The following is a 21082-nucleotide window of genomic DNA, read 5'->3' on the forward strand; positions in this document are numbered from 1 at the left end:
TATTTTTTATATTGTTACTATTATTACCATATAATTCTTTAAATTTCAAAAGAAATATTATAAAATACAAAAATAAGGAGATGATTAAATATGAAAGTAGAAGTTTTAGAATCAGCAAAATGTGCCTTAAAAAAGAAATTTAACGGAAAAAATGTTGTTGTAATTGACGTGCTAAGAGCTACAACAGTTATGGTTACAGCTTTAGAAAATGGTGCTAGCTGTATTTATCCCTTTAAAGAGATAGATGAAGCGAAAGAGAAGTGGAGGGCAAAAAAAGATGGATTTTTAGCAGGAGAGAGAAGAGGACTCAAAATAGAGGGATTTAAATTTGGAAATTCTCCTCTAGAATTCACTAAAGAAGCTGTTCAAGGAAAAGAAATTTTCATGACAACAAGTAATGGAACACGAGCTATAGAGAATGCTTTAAGTGCTGATAATTTATATATAGCTTGTTACTTAAATATATCTGCTATTTCTGAAAAGCTTTTAGAAAGTGAAAAAGATGTTGTTATTCTTTGTGCTGGAACAGATGATGAATTTTCATTAGATGATAGCTTATGTGCTGGAATGATTATAAAAAAAATGTCTGAAAAGATTAAATTAGAAATAAATGATTTAGGATTATCATTGAAAAAGATAGCAGACTTAACTTCAGATATAAAAGAAATTTTATCTGAAAGTAAGCACTATAGTTATTTGAAATCTATCGGTTATGAAAATGATTTAGAGTATTGTACAACTGTAGACGCTTTTAGTATTACTCCGTTTTATAAAAATGGAAAGATAAAACTTCCTCTTAAATAGAAAGAGGAAGTTTTTTTAATGATTTTTTCATTAATGGAATACTTATACCAAGACAAATAAGTTCAGCAATAGGAATAGCTAACCAGATGCCTATTTCACCTATGAATGCGGGTAATATAAAAAGGGGAATTAATACAAATATAATAGATCTTCCACAAGATATAAACGCTGATTCAAAAGGTTTTTCAATAGATGTATGGAAACTACTAGATATTATATTAATAAATGATAATAAATACGCAAATGTAAAGAAAAATATAGCTTTGTTAGTTAAATCAGCTAACTCCTTATTTCCATTTGAAAAAAGATAAATTATTTTATCACCAAATAGATGCATTCCAATGAAGGTTGTTAGTCCAATTACTGCTCCAGATTTTAAAGCAACTTTAAGTACATCTTTAATTTTATCAATTCTATTAGCTCCTAAATTATACGAAATTATAGGTTGTAGAGCTTGAGAAAGACCATAAAGAGATATATTAACAATTGAATTAATATAAAAAACAATAGTTAGTGCAGATACACCTAATACGCCAATATTTTTCATTATAATAATATTAAAAATATATATAGTGATAGCACTTGAAATAACAGTGAGCATCTCAGAACTACCATTATAAAAAATCTCTTTAATATCTTTTAATGTACATATTATTTTTCCAAAACGCATATGATGAAAAAGAGTTAGGGCTCCAAACATATTTGCGAAACATGATGCAACAGCAGCTCCTTCCATTCCCATACCTAATTTTAAAACAAATATATAATCTAGAAAAACATTAGCAATAAAGCAAACAGAACCACTAATGAAAACTTGATTAGGTTTACCAGCTATTCTGACAAAAGTTTCAGTAAAGATAGGCATACTAAAGAATATAGAACCTGGAATGAGGATAGCTAAGTATTTCTTTACAAGAACAAAAGTTTCTTCATTAGCTCCTAAAAGCATTATAACTGTTTCAAAATTTGATAATAGAAAAACAGATATTATTAGAAGTGTTGTTAGAAGTAAAACTAAAGTTAGACTTGTAAGTCCTTTAGCTCTAGTTTCATTCCCGTTTCCAGAAGCTATTCCAACTAAAACTCCACCACCGATACAAATCATGAGAGCAATACTAAGTAATAAATTAATAAGAGGCATAGAGAGATTAACAGCTGCTAATCCTTGTGCTCCAACTCCCTTACTTAAAAAAAGACCATCTACCATAATTTGAAGGGAAACAATTAACATTCCTAAAATACTAGGTAAAGCGAATTTAAAAAACAATTTTTTAACACACCCATTTTCTAAAGTGATATTTTGTGACATTCTTCTCTCCTCTATGAAATTAAAATAATATTATATAAATAAATAGTTATATATGTTATTATAAACTATATACTTAACTATATTGTCAAGGAGAAAATATGAAAAATAGATATAAAATTTCTGAACTAGCAAAATTAGCGAATATTTCAAAACAAACTCTTATTTTTTATCATAAAAAAGACATATTAGTTCCAGAATATGTTGATGAAGTTAATGGATATAGGTATTATTCTAATTCTCAAATATGGGATTTGTTTTTCATTATAACTTTAAAAGAAGCAGGGTTTTCTTTAGAAGAAATAAAAAATTATATTAAAGTAAAAAATCCAACTAAAAATATAGAGTTTTTAGAAGAAAAAATTTATGATATAGATAAAAGAATTGATGAATTAAGAAAAAGTAAAAATAGAATAACTGAAAAAATATTATGTTTAAAAGAGATGTTAAGTAATTTAGAAGAGAAAGTTGAAATAATTAATTTAAAAGAAATGAAAGTTTATTTTATAAAAATAAAAAATCCTTTGGACCAAAAAGAAATAGCAGAAACATATGATAAATTACAAAGATTAGGGAATAAAAATAATATAGAGGAAATAATTTATATATCAGAAGTAAAAAAACATGATTTGTACGAAGGATCAGAATTACCACTAAGTAAAATTGGTATTTTAGTTCCAGATAATCAATCAATAGCAGGTGAAGAAGTTTTAAAAAGCAAAATTTGTGTTATGTTAAAGCATAAAACTACTTTTGACATGATAAAGTTGACTTATGAAAATTTGTATCGTTTTATAAAAGATAATAAGTTTGAAATTGAAGGAAACTCTATTGAAGTGGGAAATGAGGTTGTGGTGCCATTTGAAAATGGCTTTGGAGGGATAATAGATATATATATTCCTATAAAAAAATTTGAAAAATAGTAAAAATTAAGATATTCTATAAGGTAGCAAGGAAGTAAAGAGGAGAAAAAACATGGATGCAAAAAAATCAAGAAGAAAAAAAGCTATGGGCTTAGAAGGTGTTGTATGTATAGCAATACTTTCGACATTAATCTATTTAACATCTAGTAAGATGGGTGGAATCAATATGATTAATACAATTATAAAAACAGCCCATGATTTACTGTTAAATACAGTGTTCTTTATAATGGGAGTATCAGTTATTGCAGGAGCATTTGCAGGAATTTTATCAGAATTTGGAGTAATTGCAATATTAAATAAATTACTATCACCACTAATGAAACCATTATATAGATTACCTGGGGCGGCAGCTTTAGGAGTTTTGACTACATATATTTCAGATAATCCAGCTATTTTAAGTTTGTCAGCAGATAAAGGATTTACTAAATATTTTAAGAAATATCAATTACCAGCTTTAACAAATTTAGGAACTTCTTTTGGAATGGGATTTATAGTTTCTACATTTATGATAGCTCAAAGTGGTAGTATGAATGAAAATCTTGTATTTCCAGTTGTTCTAGGAAATTTAGGAGCTTTTGTAGGTAGTATAGTAAGTGTTAATCTAATGATTAATTTTACAAAAAAGATTTTTAATGAAAAAAAAGAATCTTTAGAAGATGAATCTGCAGATTCAGATTTCTTTGAATATAGAGATATAAGAGATGGAAATGTATTGGAAAGATTATTAGAAGCTTTATTAGAAGGAGGAAAAAATGGAGTACAAATGGGAATGGAAATAATTCCAGGAGTTTTAATAATTTGTACAACAGTTTTATTGCTAACTAATGGACCAGGACCGCAAGGTTATACAGGTGAAGCTTATCAAGGAATTGCATTGCTACCTTATATAGGTGAAAAACTACAATTTATTTTAAAGCCACTTTTTGGATTTACAAGTGCAAAAGCTTTGGCATTTCCAATAACATCTTTAGGAGCCGTAGGAGCTGCATTAGGGTTGGTTCCTAGATTTATCAATGATGGAGCGATAACATCTAGAGAAATTGCAGTATTTACAGCTATGGGAATGACATGGAGTGGATATTTAAGTACTCACGTGGCAATGATGGATAGTTTAGGTTATAGAAGATTAACAGGAAAAGCTATATTTAGTCATACAATTGGTGGAATAGTTGCTGGAGTAGTAGCTAATATTCTTTATACAGTTTTTATGTAGTTTAATTATTAAAGGAGATCAACTATGAAAAATTATAAGATTGATTTACATATTCATACAAATGTGAATCCTCATGCATTTAGTACATTAGAAGAAAATATAGGTGCAGCTTCTAAAAAAGGAATGGAAGTTATCGCAATAACTAATCATGGACCAGCTTTGCAAGATACTCCACATTGGTGGCATCTTGTTAATATTGCTATTTTACCAAAGGAAATAGAAGGGGTAAGAGTTATAAAAGGTGTAGAGGCTAATATTTTAAATGAAAATGGAAAGTTAGATATAAATCAAAAAATTTATGAAAATATGGAGTTAATTTTAGCAGGATTCCATGTTGTAGATGAATATGGAAACATAGATGATATCGAGAAAAATACACAAGCTATATTGAGTTTGATAAAAAAGCAAAAAGCTGATATAATAGTGCATCTGGGAAATCCAATTTTTCCAGTAGACTATGAAAAAATAGTGAAGGCAGCTAAAGAAAATAACGTGGCGTTAGAAGTTAATAACACCTCTTTAGGAACAATTACAAGAGTTGGTTCAAAGAAAAATTGTAAAAAAATGTTAGAACTAGCTAAAAAAGAGAGATGCTACATAGCTTTAGGAACAGATGCTCATTATTCAGGTCACATAGGAGAGTTTCAAAGGGCAATTGAACTTTTGGAAGAAGTTGATTATCCAGAAGAATTAATAATAAATAGTTCGAGAGAAACTTTTGATAAATTTTTAAAGCTGAGACAAGAGTTGAGAACCAAAGAGGTAAACTCTTAATTTTGGGAGGAAAGAAGATGCAAAAAAATAGAATTTGTGAATTATTAGGAATTAAATATCCAATTATCCAGGGAGCAATGGCATGGATATCAAATGGAAATTTGGCAGGACATGTATCTAAAGCTGGAGGATTAGGTATAATTGCTGGTGGAGGAATGCCGCCAGAAGTTTTAAGACAAGAGATTAAAAAGGCAAAATCTATTACAGATAATCCTTTTGGAGTTAACTTAATGTTAATGATGGAAAGTGTTGCAGAGCAAATAGATGTTTGTATAGAAGAAGGTGTTAAAGTTGTAACAACAGGTGCAGGAAATCCAGGAATATATATGGAAAAATTAAAAGCAGCTGGAATAAAAGTTATACCAGTAGTAGCATCAGTAGCTTTAGCAAAAAGAATGGAGAGAATAGGTGCAGATGCGGTAGTTGCAGAAGGATTAGAAGCAGGAGGACATATTGGAGAAATTACAACTATGTCTTTAGCAACTCAAGTAGCTAGAGAGGTTTCAATTCCTGTTATAGTTGCAGGAGGAATTGCAAGTGGAGAGCAATTTTTAGCAGCTTTAGCTTTAGGAGGAGAGGCTATTCAAGTTGGAACGATATTTATAGTTGCTCATGAGTGTGATGTTCATGAAAATTATAAAAACTTAGTATTAAAAGCTAAGGATAGATCAACAGTTACAACAGGAAATTATACAGGACATCCTGTAAGAGTATTAAATAATAAATTTGCTAAAGCAATATTAGAATTAGAAGTAAAAGGAGCTCCGAAAGAGGAGATTGAAGATTTAGGAAAAGGAAAACTAAGATTGGCAGTTGTAGATGGAGATATAGAGAATGGAAGTGTTATGTCAGGACAAGTTGCTGGATTAGTTAAAGAAGCTTTAAGTTGCCAAGAGATTGTAGATAAATTAATGAAAGAACTAAAAGAAGAAAAAGTAAGACTAGATGAAACATTCTCAAAGATAGCTTTCTAATAGGAAAAAACACAAGGGTGGAGAGATCTACCCTTTTTATCTAAAAAATAAGGGGAGAAAATATTATGTATAATAAAGTAATGGAGACTGTAGAGTTTTTAAATTCTAAGGTGACAAATAGACCTAAAATAGCTATAATTTTAGGATCTGGACTAGGTGGATTAGTGGAATATGTTGAAAATAAAGTTGTAATACCTTATAAAGATATACCAAATTTTCCTGTTTCAACAGTTGCAGGACATGCAGGAGAATTAGTTTTTGGTACAATAAATAATGTTGAAGTTTTAGTAATGAAAGGAAGATTTCATTACTATGAAGGGTATAATATGAAAGAAGTTACATATCCTCAATATGTGTTTAAGAAATTTGGAATAGAGACAATGATTGTAAGTAATGCAGCTGGTGGAGCAAATAGAGATTTTAAGCCAGGAACGTTAATGATAATTAATGATCATATAAACTTTTTTGGAACAAATCCATTAATTGGATCAAATGATGAAAGATTTGGACCAAGATTCCCAGATATGTCTGAAACGTATAGTAAAGCTTTAATTGAAAAAGCTAAAAATGTAGCTAGTAAACTTAATATTGAATTCGAAGAGGGAGTATACTTAGGATCTTCAGGTCCAACATATGAAACAGCGGCAGAAGTAAAAATGATGATGACAATGGGAGCATCAGCTGTTGGAATGTCTACAGTTCCAGAGTCAATAGTGGCTAATTACTTAGGGATTAAAATATTAGGAATATCTTGTATAACTAATATGGCTACAGGAATAGCTACTAAACCACATTCACATGAAGAGGTTGTAGAAATAGCAAACCAAACAGGAGAGAGATTCTGTAAATGGATTGCTGAAACAGTAAAAGAGTTGTAATAATAACTCATAGGAGGTATAAAGTATGAAAGCAGCATTTTTTGATATTGATGGAACAATTTACAGAAATTCACTATTAACAGAGCATTTTAAAAAACTTATAAAGTACGAGCTACTTGATATTAGAGAATATGAATTAAAGGTAAAGGATGCTTTTAAAAAATGGGATGAAAGAGTAGGAGATTATGATAAATATCTAGAAGAGATAACTACTACATATGTTGATGCTATAAAAGGATTATCTCTTCAATACAATGATTTTATTTCAGATCAAGTGTTAGAGTTAAAAGGAAATAGAGTATATAAATTTACAAGAGACATGATAAAATGGCATAAGGAACAAGGACATAAAGTAATTTTTATTTCTGGAAGCCCAGATTTTTTAGTTTCAAGAATGGCTAAAAAATGGGGAGCAGATGATTATTGTGGATCGATATACCATTTTGAAGATGGAAAACTTTCAGGAGATATTTCTCCAATGTGGGATTCAAAAAATAAAATGATAGCAATAAATAATTTTTGTGAAAAATATGATATTGATTTATCAGAAAGTTACGCATATGGAGATACTAATGGTGATTATAGTATGCTTAATCTTGTAGGACATCCTAGAGCTATAAATCCATCAAGAGAGTTGTTATTAAAAATAAAAACAGAAGAAAATTTAAAAAATAAAACTGAAATATTTGTAGAAAGAAAAGATGTTATCTATAAAGTTTCAGCAGATGTAGAAATTTTATAAAAAAAACTTGACAATTTTACAAAAAAGTTTTATTATTAGTCCAATAATAAAAATAAATTTTTAAAAAGAGGAGGAAGTTATGTCTATAAATTTCAATAATAATAATTATAATTGTAATAATAATAACAATAATAACAATAATAATTTATTGAAATTTGTGATGAATAATTTCCGTTATCTCGAAATAAAAAAGAATTTAAATTTAATTAGGTAGATTTATTTGTTTAAAGTAAATTTATTTAGGTGCATCTTTAAGTAGGTGTATTATATAATATTAAATTAGAACTCTTAACTATTTCCGCTAATGGAGATGTTAAGAGTTTTTTATTTTTATAAAAAAATTGGAGGTAGTATTATGTATAAGACAAAGTTAGATATCATGGAAACAGAGATTGCAATTAAAGAAGTAAAGGATTTCTTTGAAAGAGATTTAGCTAAAAAACTTGATTTAACAAGAGTTTCAGCACCTTTATTCGTAACACCTGAAAGTGGTTTAAATGATGATTTAAACGGTATCGAAAGAGCAGTAGCTTTTGATACAAAGTGTAAACAAGATGCAGTAATAGTTCACTCTTTAGCAAAATGGAAAAGAATGGCTCTTCACAAATATGGTTTTGACTCTGGAAAAGGTCTTTATACAGATATGAACGCAATCAGAAGAGATGAAGATTTAAGTCCAATTCATTCTTATTATGTAGATCAATGGGACTGGGAAAAAGTTTTAGAAAAGGATGATAGAACAACTGAAACTTTACAAGAAACTGTAAAAAAAATATATAGTTCATTAAAAGATACAGAAAGTTATATTAGAAATATTTACCCTCAACTTTCAAAGAAATTACCTGAAGAGATAACATTTATAACATCTCAAGAGTTAGAAAAACTTTATCCAGAATTAACTCCAAAAGAGAGAGAACATGAACATGCAAAAAGATATGGAGCAATATTTATAAGTGAAATAGGAAAAGTTTTAGAATCAGGAGAGAAACATGATGGAAGAGCACCAGATTATGATGATTGGGATTTAAATGGAGATATAATTGTATATTATGAACCATTAAAAATAGGTTTGGAACTATCATCAATGGGAATTCGTGTATCAGAGGAATCGTTAGCTAAACAGTTAGAGATAGCAGGAGCTGAGGGAAGAAAAGAGTTAGAGTTCCATAAAAAACTTTTAGCAGGAGAGTTACCGTACACAATAGGTGGTGGAATTGGGCAATCAAGATTATGTCTATTTTTCTTAGATAAATTACATATTGGTGAAGTTCAGGCTTCTTTATGGCCACAAGAAGTAATAGAAGAGTGTAAAGCTAAAAATATTCCATTATTATAAAAAGTAAAAATAAACTTGTCTTTCTGGACAAAAAGGGTATATAATTGGTGTGTTATATACTTTTGGAGGTGAAGGATGAGGTATTTAATAGATAAATTATCTATTAAAAATGATTTATCACAAGAAGAGTTAGAAGTGTTACTTACTAATCTAACAGAAGAAGATAGAGATTATTTAATAGATAAAGCATATGAGGTAAGAAAACAATATTATGGAAATACTGTTTTTTTTAGAGGATTAATAGAAATTTCTAATATATGCAAATGTGATTGTTTTTATTGTGGTATTAGAGCTTCTAATAAAAAAGCTAGTAGATATAGATTATCTAAAGAAGAAATCTTAGAGTGTTGTTATAGAGGTTATTCATTAGGATACAGAACCTTTGTTTTTCAAGGTGGAGAAGATAGTTATTTTTCTGATGAGCTTTTAGAAAGTATAATAAAAACTTTAAAAGGTAAATACTCAGACATAGCTATTACTCTTTCTCTTGGAGAAAGAGGAGAAGAATCTTTTAAAAGATTATATGAAGCAGGAGCAGATAGATATTTATTGAGACATGAAACAGTAAATGAGAAACTTTATAAAGAGCTTCATCCAAATATGTCTTTAGATAATAGAAAAAAATGTTTAGAATATCTTAAAGAAATCGGATATCAAGTGGGAAGTGGATTTTTAATAGGATTACCAGGTTTAAAACTAACAGATTATGCTAAAGATTTAATTTTTTTAAAAAAACTTAAACCACATATGGTAGGAATAGGACCATTTATTCCACATGAAGATACTCCTTTGAAAAATGAAAATGGAGGAACTGCTTACGATACAATTACTTTACTTGCAATAATAAGGCTTCTTTTACCAGATGTATTATTACCAGCAACAACTGCTTTGGGAACAATAGATCCTAAGGGAAGAGAGAAAGGATTTAAAGCAGGAGCTAATGTAATTATGCCAAATCTTTCTCCAATGGAATGCAGAAAAAAATATGCTTTATACAATGGAAAAGTCTTTTTAGGTAAAGAATCGGCAGAAGAGAAACTAAAGATTGAAAATAGCATTTTAGAAGCTGGTTTTCAGCCAGTACTAACAAGAGGAGATAATGTCAGATGGAAAAGAAAATAAATTTTATTGATCAAGAGTATATAGAAAAATTATTAGAAGAATCTAAAATAACAGATTATAAAGAGATAGATAGAATATTAGATAAAGCCAGTAATAAAGAGGGATTAACACATAAAGAGGTTGCATCTCTTTTACAGATAAAAGATGAAAATCAAAAGAAAAGACTTTATGAAATTGCAGGAGAGTTAAAAAAATCGATTTATGGAAATAGAATAGTTGTTTTTGCACCTCTTTATGTAAGTGATTATTGTGTAAATAACTGTACATACTGCGGATATAAAAGAGATAATAAATTCCCAAGAAAAAAACTAACTAGAGAACAAATTCAAAATGAAGTTAAATTATTGGAGAAAATGGGACATAAAAGACTTGCTTTAGAATTAGGAGAAGATCCTGTAAATGTACCTATTGATTATGTGCTAGAAGCTATTGATGCAGTTTATACAACTAAATTTGAAAATGGTTCTATAAGAAGAATAAATGTAAATATTGCAGCAACAACAGTTGAAAATTATAAAAAATTAAAAGATGCTGAAATAGGGACATATATTTTATTTCAAGAAACATATCATAAGCCAACCTATGAGAGAGTTCATCCTAAATCTCTAAAAGGAGATTATGAATATCATTTAACTGCTTTTAATAGAGCAATGGAAGGTGGAATAGATGATGTTGGTGCAGGAGTTCTTTTTGGATTAGCAGATTATAAATATGAAATTATAGCGTTAATGATGCATAATGAATATTTAGAAAAGCATTACGGAGTGGGCTTCCATACAATATCTGTACCTAGAATAAAAAAAGCTGAGGGAATGAGTTTAGATGAATATCCTCATCAAATAGATGATGATACATTTAGAAATATTGTGGCTATAATAAGATTAGCTGTTCCATTTACTGGAATGATTCTTTCAACGAGAGAAACTGCTGAGTTAAGAAGAGAGTTAATAAAATATGGAATTTCTCAAATAAGTGCAGGTTCTTCTGCTGATGTTGGAGGATATACAGACAGAGAAGAAGGTAAAACTCAGACACAATTTGAATTAGCTGATCACAGAACACCTTTAGAGGTATTAAAAGAACTTTTAGATCAAGATTGCATACCAAGTTATTGTACAGCATGCTATAGAATGGGAAGAACAGGGGATAGATTTATGCAATTAGCTAAAAGTGGAAATATTCAAAATGTTTGCTCGCCAAATGCATTATTGACTTTAATGGAATATGCTATGGATTATGGAGATTTAGAATTAACAGAAAAAGTTGAAAAAGTTATAGCAAGAGAGATAGAAAATATAAAAAGAGAAGATATTAAAATATTAACTTTAGAAAAATTAGAAAAAATAAAAAATGGAGAGAGAGATTTGTATCTTTAGGAGGAAATTATGAAAAATACCCCAAATTCAAATAGATTACATATAGGGATTTTTGGAAAAACTAACTCTGGAAAATCATCTCTTTTAAATGCTATTACAGAGCAAAATATAGCGATAGTTTCAGAAATTGAAGGAACTACAACTGATTCTGTAGTAAAAGCTATGGAATTTTTACCATTTGGACCAGTATTATTCATAGATACTGCTGGACTAGAGGATAATACACCTCTTGGAAAGTTAAGAGTGAAAAAAACTTTAGAGGAATTAAAACGAACTGATTTTGCCATTTTAGTTATGGATGCAACGAAGATTGATATGGCATTCTACAAAGATCAGGAAATTCAATTTAAAAAATATAATATACCATTTTTATTTGTTATAAATAAAGATGATCTTTTAACTGAAAATGAAAAAGATGTTATAAAAAAGATATTTCCAAGAGCAATATTTGCTTCAACAAAAAATAGAGATTCTATTTTAATGTTAAAAGAAAATATTTTAAAAGAGATAATTAAAGAAAAAGAGGAACCAAAACTTTTAGGAGATTTGGTTCCTTATAATGGAAAAGTTTTAATGGTTGTACCTGTAGATTCTGAAGCTCCTAAAGGAAGACTGATACTACCTCAAGTCCAACTTATAAGAGAGTGTCTTGACCATGGAATAAAAAGTTATGTGGTAAGAGATACTGAATTAGAAAGTGCTTTAGAGGATATTAAAGACATTGATTTAGTTGTAACAGATTCTCAAGCCTTTAAAAATGTTGATAAAATTTTAAATAATAGAGTTAAGTTAACAAGTTTTTCAATACTTTTTGCTAGACAAAAAGGAGATTTAAATGATTTAGTTAGAGGTGTAAAAAAACTTAAATCTTTAAATCATGGAGATAAGATATTAATTGCAGAAACTTGTACTCACAATACTTCTCATGAAGATATTGGTAGAGTAAAAATTCCAAAACTTGTAAAAAATTATACTGGAAAAGAGATTGAATTTACTTTTGTAGGAGGAAAAGATTTCCCAGAAGACTTATCAAAATATGCTTTAGTTATTCACTGTGGAGCTTGTATGATAAATAAAAAACATATGCAAAGTAGAATAGATGAATCAATGTCATTAAATGTTCCAATAACAAATTATGGATTAGTTATAGCTGAGGTAACTGGAATTTTAGATAAATCTTTAGAGATTTTTAAATAAAAAATATTTATAAAAATAAAAAGCCATAAAATTAATTTAAAAAAATTAATCTTATGGCTTTTTTATTTAAACTATTAATATAAATAAATTTATATATAGCTATTGACTTCAAAATATCTGTGAGGTAATATAAGTACCACTTAAGAAAATAAAAAAGTAAAGGGAGGGCCATATGATTTTTAATCCAGTGATATTATCAGTTACTACTATGATTGTACTAAGTTTATTAAAATTAAATGTAATTCTAGCAATATTAGTGGCAGCTTTGGTAGCAGGGGCAACTTCAGGAATAGGTATAAACGAAACTATGAAAACTTTAATAGGTGGAATGGGAGGTAACTCTGAAACAGCACTTAGCTATATTCTTTTAGGTACATTAGCTGTAGCAATCAATAGTACAGGAGTAGCTGCTCTTTTATCTAAGAAAATATCTAAAGTTGTTAGTGGAAAAAAATGGATATTAGCATTAATTATTGCTGTAATAGCTTGTTTTTCTCAAAATTTAATTCCTGTTCATATAGCTTTTATTCCAATATTAATTCCACCTTTATTGAAATTAATGGATGAATTAAAAATGGATAGAAGAGCTATGGCATGTTCTCTGACATTTGGATTAAAAATGCCGTATATAGTTCTTCCTGTAGGATTTGGATTAATTTTCCATGGAATAATTAGAGATCAAATTGTTAGTAATGGTATGAATATAGAGTTAAGCCAAGTTTGGAAAGCAACTTGGATTTTAGGAATTGCTATGTTAGCTGGATTGTTAATAGCTGTATTTATAAGTTACAGTAAACCAAGAGATTATAAAGAATTATCAATAGGTGGAGTACATGAAGATATTCCAGAAAAAATGGAACTTAAGCATTGGTATACTTTAATATCAGCAATTATAGCTTTTGGTATACAACTTTATACAGGATCACTTCCTTTAGGAGCTATTGTGGCAATAGGATTTATGTTAGCTACAAAAGTTATTAGATGGAATGAAATAGATGGATTAATAAGTGGTGGAATTGGAATTATGGGATTGATAGCATTTATTATGCTGGTTGCAGCAGGATATGGAAGTGTTATCAGAGAGACTGGGGCAATAGCACCTTTAGTACAAGGTGTTGTAGGTGTTGTAGGTGGAAGTAAATTAATGGGGTCATTTGTGATGCTATTAGTTGGACTTTTTGTAACTATGGGAATAGGAACATCTTTTGGTACAATTCCAATTTTAGCAGCTATATACGTTCCTTTATGTATAGAGTTAGGAATATCTCCATTAGGAACTATTGTCTTAATAGCATGTGCAGGAGCTTTAGGAGACGCAGGATCCCCTGCATCAGACTCAACATTAGGACCAACAGCTGGATTAAATGCTGACGGACAGCATGATCATATAAGGGATACTTGTATTCCAACATTTATACACTATAACATTCCTCTTATAATAGCAGGTGTTATTGGTGGAGTATTATTCTAAAAAGGAGGCAGGATTGATTTGGAACTACTAATAGGAAACAAAAAACTAACTTTAGAGGATTTAATTAATGTTACAAGAAATGGGTACGAGGTAAAAATTTCAGAGGAAGCTAAAGAAAAGGTTGCTATAGCTAGAAAATTAGTTGATGATTATGTAGAGGAAGGAAAAATATCTTATGGAATAACAACAGGATTTGGAAAATTTTCAGATAGTATAATTTCCAAAGAGGAAACTGCAACTTTACAACGAAATTTAATAATAAGCCATGCATGTGGTGTAGGAAACCCATTACCAATAGATCAAGTTAGAGGAATAATGCTTTTAAGAGTAAATAATTTGATTCAAGGTCATTCAGGAATACGTCAAAAAGTTTTAGATTTATTAGTGGAAATGATAAATAAAGGTGTAACTCCATATATACCAGAAAAAGGATCACTAGGTGCATCAGGAGATTTAGCACCATTATCTCATATGGTTTTAGTTATGTTAGGATTAGGAAAGGCTTACTATAAAGGAGAATTATATACTGGAGAAGAAGCCTTAAAAAAAGCAAAGATTAAGTCTATTAAGAGTTTATCTTCTAAGGAAGGGCTAGCTCTTATTAATGGAACGCAGGTAATGACATCTGTAGGAGCACATACAGTGTATGATGCAATAAATTTAATGAAGCATTTAGATGTAGCAGCAAGTTTATCCATGGAAGCTTTAAATGGAATTATTTGCGCTTTTGATCCAAGAATTCAGGAAGTTAGAGGACATTTAGGACAAATTAATACAGCTAAAAATGTAAATAAAATCTTAAAAAATAGTACATCAATAACAAAGCAAGGAGAGCTGAGAGTACAAGATCCATATGCACTTAGATGTACACCTCAAGTTCACGGAGCAAGTAAAGATGCTTTAAACTATATAAGAGATAAAGTTGAGATTGAAATGAATGCAGTTACAGATAATCCTATAATTTTCCCAACAGAAAGTGAAGTATTATCTGGAGGAAATTTTCATGGACAACCGATGGCATTACCTTTCGATTTTTTAGGAATAGCTTTAGCAGAAATGGCTAATATATCTGAAAGAAGATTAGAAAGATTAGTTAATCCATCTTTAAATAATGGATTACCAGCATTTTTAGTTGAAAATGGAGGAGTTAACTCAGGATTTATGATTGTTCAATATAGTGCAGCTTCTTTGGTTTCAGAAAATAAGGTTTTAGCTCATCCTGCATCTGTTGATTCAATACCATCTTCAGCTAATCAAGAGGATCATGTATCTATGGGAACTATAGCTGCTAGAAAAGCCAATGAAATTTTAGGAAATGTTAGAAAAGTAATTGCAATGGAAATTTTAGCAGCATGTCAAGGTATTGATTTGAGAGATGTAAAAAGATTAGGTAAAGGAACAAATGAAGCCCATACATTAGTGAGAGAAATAGTCGAATATTATGATAAAGATAGAGTTATGTATATTGATATAGAAAAAGTAGAAGAACTAATTAAAACTAATAAGATAGTGGAAAAAGTAGAAGAGAATGTGGGCAAATTAAAAATATAGTTGGGGGTAAAAATGAAGAAGTTAGTTCAATGTGTTCCAAATTATAGTGAAGGAAAAGATTTAGAGAAAATAGAAAAAATAGCAGCACCTTTTAAGAATAATAAAAATATAAAGTTTATGGGATGTGAACCAGACGCTGATTATAATAGAACTGTAATTACTGTAATAGGAGAACCAGAAGATATTGTGGCAGCAGTAGTTGAATCAGTTGGAATAGCTACAGAATTAATAGATATGAATGTTCAAAAAGGAGAGCATTTAAGAATGGGAGCAACAGATGTTATTCCATTTATTCCAATAAAAGATATGACAATGGTTGAATGTGTAGAACTTTCAAAAATTGTAGGTGAAAAAATATGGGAAAAGTTTAAAGTACCAGTATTTTTATATGAGGAATCAGCTACAGCACCTAATAGAGTTTCGTTACCATCTATTAGAAAAGGTGAATTCGAAGGAATGAAAGAAAAATTAAAGTTAGAAGAATGGAAACCAGATTTTGGAGAGAGAACTCCTCATCCAACAGCAGGAGTAACTGCAGTAGGAGGAAGGATGCCTCTAATAGCTTTTAATATAAATTTAGATACAACAGATATAAATATAGCGAAAGAGATATCTAAGGCTATAAGATTTTCAAGTGGTGGATTTAGATTTATTCAGGCTGGACCAGCTGAGATGAAAGAAAAAGGAATTGTTCAAGTAACGATGAATATAAAAGATTACAAGAAAAATCCTATTTATAGAGTATTTGAAACTGTAAAAATGGAAGCAAAAAGATACGGAGTTAATGTTCTTGGAAGTGAAATAATAGGAGCTGTTCCAATGGAGGCTTTATCTGATTCAATAGAATATTATTTAGGATTAGATGGGTTTAAAATAGATAAAATAATAGAGAATGAGTTATTAAAGTAGAATTTTTATGAGGTGAGTTTATGAACGCAGATTTAATAATTTACAACATAGGGCAATTAGTAACAGGTAAAGAGATACCGTTAAAAGATGGAGAAAGTCCAATGGAAAATATTGAAATTTTAGAAAATGGATATATAGTAATTTCAGGAAATGAAATAATGGAAGTTGGACAGGGAGAAGTACCGTCAAAGTTGATAAAGTTTACAACAAAATTAGTAGATGCAGAAGGATGTGTAGTAACTCCTGGATTAATAGATTCTCATACTCACCTAGTGCATGGAGGTTCTAGAGAAAATGAATTTTTAGATAAAATTCAAGGTGTGCCGTATTTAGAAATTTTAGAAAAAGGCGGAGGAATATTAAGTAGTGTAAGAGCAACTAGAGAGTTAAGTGAAGAAGAGCTTCTTGATAAAGCAAAAAAATCCTTAAGAAAAATGTTATCATTTGGAGTAACAACGGTAGAATCTAAAAGTGGATATGGATTAGATAATGAAACAGAATTAAAGCAGCTTAAAGTTAACGAAAGATTAAACCATGAACAAGAAATTGAAGTAGTTTCAACATTTATGGGAGCTCATGCTTTACCAGAAGAATATAAAAATAAAAGAGAAGAGTACCTTGAGAAGATTGTAGATTTACTTCCAATTATAAAAGAGCGTAATTTAGCTGAGTTTTTTGATGTCTTTTGTGAAGAGGGTGTTTTTTCAAATGAGGAAAGCAGAAGATTGTATTCAGAGGCTAAAAAATATGGATTTAAATTAAGAATTCATGCAGATGAGATAGTAAACACTAAAGGAGCAGAGTTAGCAGTAGAGTTTGAAATGAACTCGGCAGATCATTTAATGGCAATAAGTGATGAAGGCATAGAAGCTCTTAAAAATAGTAAAACAATTGCAAATCTTTTACCTGGAACATCTTTTAGCTTGGGAAAAGCATATGCACCTGCAAGAAAAATGATAGAATCAGGTGTCCAAGTAGCATTATCAACAGACTATAATCCTGGATCATGTCCAACGGAAAATTTACAATTAATAATGCAAATTGCAGCTTTAAAATTGAAGATGAAACCTAAAGAGATTTTTAAAGCAGTAACTATAAACGCAGCAAAATCTATTGGTCGAGAAAAAAGAATAGGTTCAATTGAAGAGGGAAAAAAAGCGGATTTTGTAGTATTTGATGCTAAAAATATAGAGTATATTTTATATCATTTTGGTGTAAGTCATACAAAAAAAGTTTTCAAAAATGGATGTTTAGTTTATAAAAAAGTAGGAGGATAAATGAAGCTAGTAGACTTATCTGTTAAAGATTTTTTAAACATAGTTGACTCTAAAAGTCCAGCCCCAGGGGGAGGTTCAGTATCAGCTTTGGTATCAGCATTAGGGTGTACTTTAGGAAGAATGGTTGCTCATTTAACTTTTGATAAAAAAAAATATAAAGAGTTACCCGAAGGAGAACAAATTATTTTTAAAAATTCTTTTGAAGAGATTGATGATTATAGAAAAGTTTTAGAAGAACTAGTAGATAAAGATACAGAGGCGTATAATTTAGTTATGGCAGCTTACAAACTTCCTAAAGAAAATGATGCTGAAAAAGAAATTAGAAAAATAACTATTGAAAAAAATTTAAAATTAGCAATTGAAACACCTTTAGAAATTTGTAAAATTTCAAAAAAAACTTTGAAAGCATTAAAAATTATATTAAAATATGGTAATAAAAATGCAATTACAGATTTAGGTGTGTCAGCAATACTACTTTACTCAGGAATAGAAGGTGGTATTTTAAATGTCAAAGTTAATTTAGCAGGTTTAGATGATGAACGATTTAAAATGGAAACTATTAATCAGTTAGATGAAATATTAGTTACATCAAAAGAGTTAAAAGATGAAATTTTAAATGTAGTTAACAATAGCCTATAACTTTAAACAGTAAGAGATGACATAGAAATTATGTCATCTTTTTTTTGAAAATTAAGTTTTATAAAGGAGATACTAATGATAAAAATAGCGATAATAGGTACTAGTAAAATTTCAGATGAATTTGCAAATGCTATTCAAAAAGTTATGGGATGCGAGCTTAAAGCAATTTATTCAAGAAATTTTGAAAAAGGATTAATGTTTGGTAAAAAATATGGAGTAGTGGATATAATTATAGAGTTTGAAGAACTATGTAAAAGACAAGATTTAGATATGGTTTATATAGCAAGTCCTAACTCGTTGCATTATAAGCAGACTTTAGAGTTATTAAAAAATAAAAAACATGTGCTGTGCGAAAAACCTATGGGAATTAATGAAAATGAAATTGAAGAGATGTATAGAGTAGCTTATGAAAATAAAGTAAGTTTAATGGAAGCTATGAAAAATACATTCTTACCTAATTTTAAGTCAATAGAAAAAAATATCTATAAAATAGGTGATGTAAGAGGTTTTATAGGAAATTTTTGTCAATATTCATCGAGATATGATAGTTTAAAAGATGGAGAATTAACAAATATTTTTGACCCTAAATATGGAGGAGGGGCGCATTTAGATATTGGTGTTTATCCATTGTATTTTATATTGAGACTTTTTGGAATTCCATTAAATAGTAAAATAATAAATTACACTTTAGATAGCGGAGTTCCTGGGATTGGAAGTGCACTGTTAGAGTATAAAAATATGGCAGGAGTAATAGTTTATTCAAAAATAACAAACAGTTATATTGGAAGTGAAATTCAAGGAGAAAAGGGTTCAATTATAATAGATAGTATTTCTAATATAAAAGAGGTAAAAATTTGTTATAGAAATGGTGAAATTGAAAATATTAGCGTTCCTCAAGAAGATAATAGTATGATTTATGAATTAGAAGAATTTATAAGTTTGATAAAAAAAGGTAAAGTTGAATCAGATATAAATACTAAAGAAATATCAAAAGAGGTAATAAGAATATTAACGCAAAAATAGAGGAGAATATCTCCTCTATTTTTATAATAATCATAAAATTACTCAGATATTTCAATAGTTGCTTTACCACTAGTATTGAAAATAGCTGAAATAGAATCATTATTTATGTTTAGACCCACGATTTTAAAAGTATTTATAGTAGATTTTAAATTTACATTCTTTTCTAGTTCAATATTTTCAACTTTTGTTTGTAAGTAGTTTTGAGCTAATTTCATTTCATTTGTGGGATTAAAAGATAGGTAATTATTTTTAATTAAATTTATTATTTTATTTTTAAAGAAATAATTTCCTATTTTTAGTATAACGCTATCAGTTTCTAATGTATAATCAAAATCGTCACCACTTAAAGTTCCAATTTCATTATTAAAATTAGGTTTTACATTAGCTTTTATAATTCCACTTGGGTGTAAAAAGCCAAAGATAGATAAATTAAAGTCAGATGTAACATACAAAGTTGAGTTTTCTGAAGATATATTTATATTTTTTATATTTGAAGATATACCTGATGTCAATTGAATATCTTTATTAGTTAAATTTGTATTTATAACTTCATTTAAGCTTTTATATGATGCTGAAACAGGTAATATAATATTAAATGAATCATTTACAAATCCATAGTTCATACTAGGAAGAGTTGTAAGATTTAAAGCAGCAGGTTTCTCTCCAAAGTATAGATGAAGATTAACATCACTACCAACTTTAATTCCTAAGTTATTATCAGTAGTAACTAAGTTAGAATATCTTGCTGATTGTGGGTTTACTGTTAGCCAAAGTTTATATTCAGGATTAACTAATATAGGCTCTTTAAATTCTAACCAATATTTTTCAACAAGAGATCTTAAGTCAAAGGCTTGTATTTTATTATCAAGTTCGTTTGTAGCAGTTCTTAATTTTGAAACAATACTTTTCTCCAAACTATCTCCAATATTTATATCAGTTTTTAAATTAAGACCATAAATATTTAAAGTTAATGGTAAATTATTGTTAGAGATATTTAAAAATGGTGTACTATTAGCACTTATTTGCCAATTAGGAGATATACTAACGATACTTGAAATTCCAGCAGTACCATTCAGTGCAATTTCAGTACTTTGACTTTCTCTACTCCAACTTGCTTTAAAGTTTCCATTGATATTAGTCACAGCTTGAATTTGTTGTTCTTGTGCTGAAAAACTAATAGGAGAACGATTTATTTTGTAAGCCCAAACAAAAGATTCTGAAAACTGTGAGAATTTTTTATCCACACTTCCAAGGATATCAAGTCCAAATCCTAATAGATTATTTTTACCACCATTAAAAATTTGATTTCCAGAACCTGAATCTTCAATTGTATAAGGTAATTGATTATTAATAATATTTTCAACAATAGATTTCTTCATCATAATATCTACATCAACCTTAGATGTAGAATTATCTTCTGAATAGGCATATGTTCCTAAAATAAATGGTAGAGCAAAAAGTGATAAACAATATTTGTTGGTAAAAATTTTATTATACTTCATATAAACCTCCTGTTAAATAGGTTAAAAGATATAAAAATATAGAAGTCACAATGGACTTCTATATT

General features: G+C 28.9%; 19 protein-coding genes. 17 read left to right on the plus strand and 2 right to left on the minus strand.

Features of this window, described 5'->3' with window-relative positions:
- The first annotated feature begins 90 nt into the window (after positions 1 to 90).
- A complete protein-coding gene (locus H5J23_RS11090; RefSeq protein WP_023049881.1) occupies positions 91 to 804 on the plus strand; it encodes a 2-phosphosulfolactate phosphatase in 714 nt (237 codons plus the stop codon).
- Here H5J23_RS11090 and H5J23_RS11095 read toward each other — a convergent pair.
- Positions 797 to 2113 (minus strand): MATE family efflux transporter, encoded by a 1317-nt coding sequence (locus H5J23_RS11095; RefSeq protein ID WP_023049880.1) that lies wholly within the window; start codon positions 2111 to 2113, stop codon positions 797 to 799. The two genes, H5J23_RS11090 and H5J23_RS11095, sit on opposite strands and share 8 nt — an antisense overlap.
- Before the next feature lie 98 nt (positions 2114 to 2211).
- Here H5J23_RS11095 and H5J23_RS11100 point away from each other — a divergent pair, with 98 nt between their 5' ends.
- The 16 genes from H5J23_RS11100 (at position 2212) to H5J23_RS11175 (ending at position 19515) form a co-directional block, all read left to right on the plus strand.
- Positions 2212 to 3033 (plus strand): MerR family transcriptional regulator, encoded by an 822-nt coding sequence (locus H5J23_RS11100; RefSeq protein WP_185892269.1) that lies wholly within the window; start codon positions 2212 to 2214, stop codon positions 3031 to 3033.
- 52 nt (positions 3034 to 3085) lie between these two features.
- On the plus strand, positions 3086 to 4246 hold the full coding sequence (locus tag H5J23_RS11105) for a hypothetical protein (RefSeq protein WP_023052287.1): 1161 nt from the start codon (positions 3086 to 3088) through the stop codon (positions 4244 to 4246).
- Between the two features lie 24 nt (positions 4247 to 4270).
- A complete protein-coding gene (locus tag H5J23_RS11110; RefSeq protein ID WP_185892270.1) occupies positions 4271 to 5020 on the plus strand; it encodes a phosphatase in 750 nt (249 codons plus the stop codon).
- A 17-nt stretch (positions 5021 to 5037) separates the two neighbouring features.
- Entirely contained in the window at positions 5038 to 5994 is a 957-nt protein-coding gene (locus tag H5J23_RS11115) for a nitronate monooxygenase (RefSeq protein WP_023052289.1), read from the plus strand.
- 65 nt (positions 5995 to 6059) lie between these two features.
- On the plus strand, positions 6060 to 6872 hold the full coding sequence (locus H5J23_RS11120; RefSeq protein WP_023052290.1) for a purine-nucleoside phosphorylase: 813 nt from the start codon (positions 6060 to 6062) through the stop codon (positions 6870 to 6872).
- A 25-nt stretch (positions 6873 to 6897) separates the two neighbouring features.
- Entirely contained in the window at positions 6898 to 7614 is a 717-nt protein-coding gene (locus H5J23_RS11125; protein WP_023052291.1) for an HAD family phosphatase, read from the plus strand.
- Positions 7615 to 7966: 352 nt separating this feature from the next.
- On the plus strand, positions 7967 to 8950 hold the full coding sequence (asnA, locus tag H5J23_RS11130; RefSeq protein ID WP_040406937.1) for an aspartate--ammonia ligase: 984 nt from the start codon (positions 7967 to 7969) through the stop codon (positions 8948 to 8950).
- Positions 8951 to 9025: 75 nt separating this feature from the next.
- On the plus strand, positions 9026 to 10072 hold the full coding sequence (hydE, locus tag H5J23_RS11135; RefSeq protein ID WP_023050384.1) for a [FeFe] hydrogenase H-cluster radical SAM maturase HydE: 1047 nt from the start codon (positions 9026 to 9028) through the stop codon (positions 10070 to 10072).
- Positions 10057 to 11448, plus strand: a complete 1392-nt coding sequence (gene hydG, locus H5J23_RS11140) for a [FeFe] hydrogenase H-cluster radical SAM maturase HydG (protein WP_023050383.1) — start codon at positions 10057 to 10059, stop codon at positions 11446 to 11448. The genes hydE and hydG overlap by 16 nt, the downstream gene beginning before the upstream one ends.
- A gap of 9 nt (positions 11449 to 11457) precedes the next feature.
- Positions 11458 to 12645 (plus strand): [FeFe] hydrogenase H-cluster maturation GTPase HydF, encoded by a 1188-nt coding sequence (gene hydF, locus H5J23_RS11145; protein WP_185892272.1) that lies wholly within the window; start codon positions 11458 to 11460, stop codon positions 12643 to 12645.
- 172 nt (positions 12646 to 12817) lie between these two features.
- Positions 12818 to 14116 (plus strand): Na+/H+ antiporter family protein, encoded by a 1299-nt coding sequence (locus H5J23_RS11150; RefSeq protein ID WP_023050381.1) that lies wholly within the window; start codon positions 12818 to 12820, stop codon positions 14114 to 14116.
- 18 nt (positions 14117 to 14134) lie between these two features.
- Positions 14135 to 15667, plus strand: a complete 1533-nt coding sequence (gene hutH / locus H5J23_RS11155) for a histidine ammonia-lyase (protein WP_185892274.1) — start codon at positions 14135 to 14137, stop codon at positions 15665 to 15667.
- A 12-nt stretch (positions 15668 to 15679) separates the two neighbouring features.
- Positions 15680 to 16576, plus strand: coding sequence for a glutamate formimidoyltransferase (ftcD, locus tag H5J23_RS11160; protein WP_185892276.1), 897 nt, complete (start codon positions 15680 to 15682; stop codon positions 16574 to 16576).
- 20 nt (positions 16577 to 16596) lie between these two features.
- A complete protein-coding gene (gene hutI / locus H5J23_RS11165) occupies positions 16597 to 17853 on the plus strand; it encodes an imidazolonepropionase (RefSeq protein ID WP_023050378.1) in 1257 nt (418 codons plus the stop codon).
- On the plus strand, positions 17854 to 18492 hold the full coding sequence (locus H5J23_RS11170) for a cyclodeaminase/cyclohydrolase family protein (RefSeq protein ID WP_023050377.1): 639 nt from the start codon (positions 17854 to 17856) through the stop codon (positions 18490 to 18492).
- 75 nt (positions 18493 to 18567) lie between these two features.
- The gene (locus H5J23_RS11175; protein ID WP_185892278.1) at positions 18568 to 19515 is read left to right on the plus strand and encodes a Gfo/Idh/MocA family protein; all 948 of its coding nucleotides are present in this window, start codon (positions 18568 to 18570) and stop codon (positions 19513 to 19515) included.
- A 38-nt stretch (positions 19516 to 19553) separates the two neighbouring features.
- On the opposite strand, the gene H5J23_RS11180 is transcribed toward H5J23_RS11175, so the two are convergent.
- Positions 19554 to 21017 carry a DUF4403 family protein gene (locus H5J23_RS11180; protein WP_023050375.1) on the minus strand — a complete coding sequence of 488 codons (1464 nt, stop codon included), beginning with the start codon at positions 21015 to 21017 and terminating at the stop codon, positions 19554 to 19556.
- Between the last annotated feature and the right edge of the window lie 65 nt (positions 21018 to 21082).

Source organism: Cetobacterium sp. 2G large (assembly GCF_014250655.1).
Taxonomy (GTDB): Bacteria; Fusobacteriota; Fusobacteriia; order Fusobacteriales; family Fusobacteriaceae; genus Cetobacterium_A; species Cetobacterium_A somerae.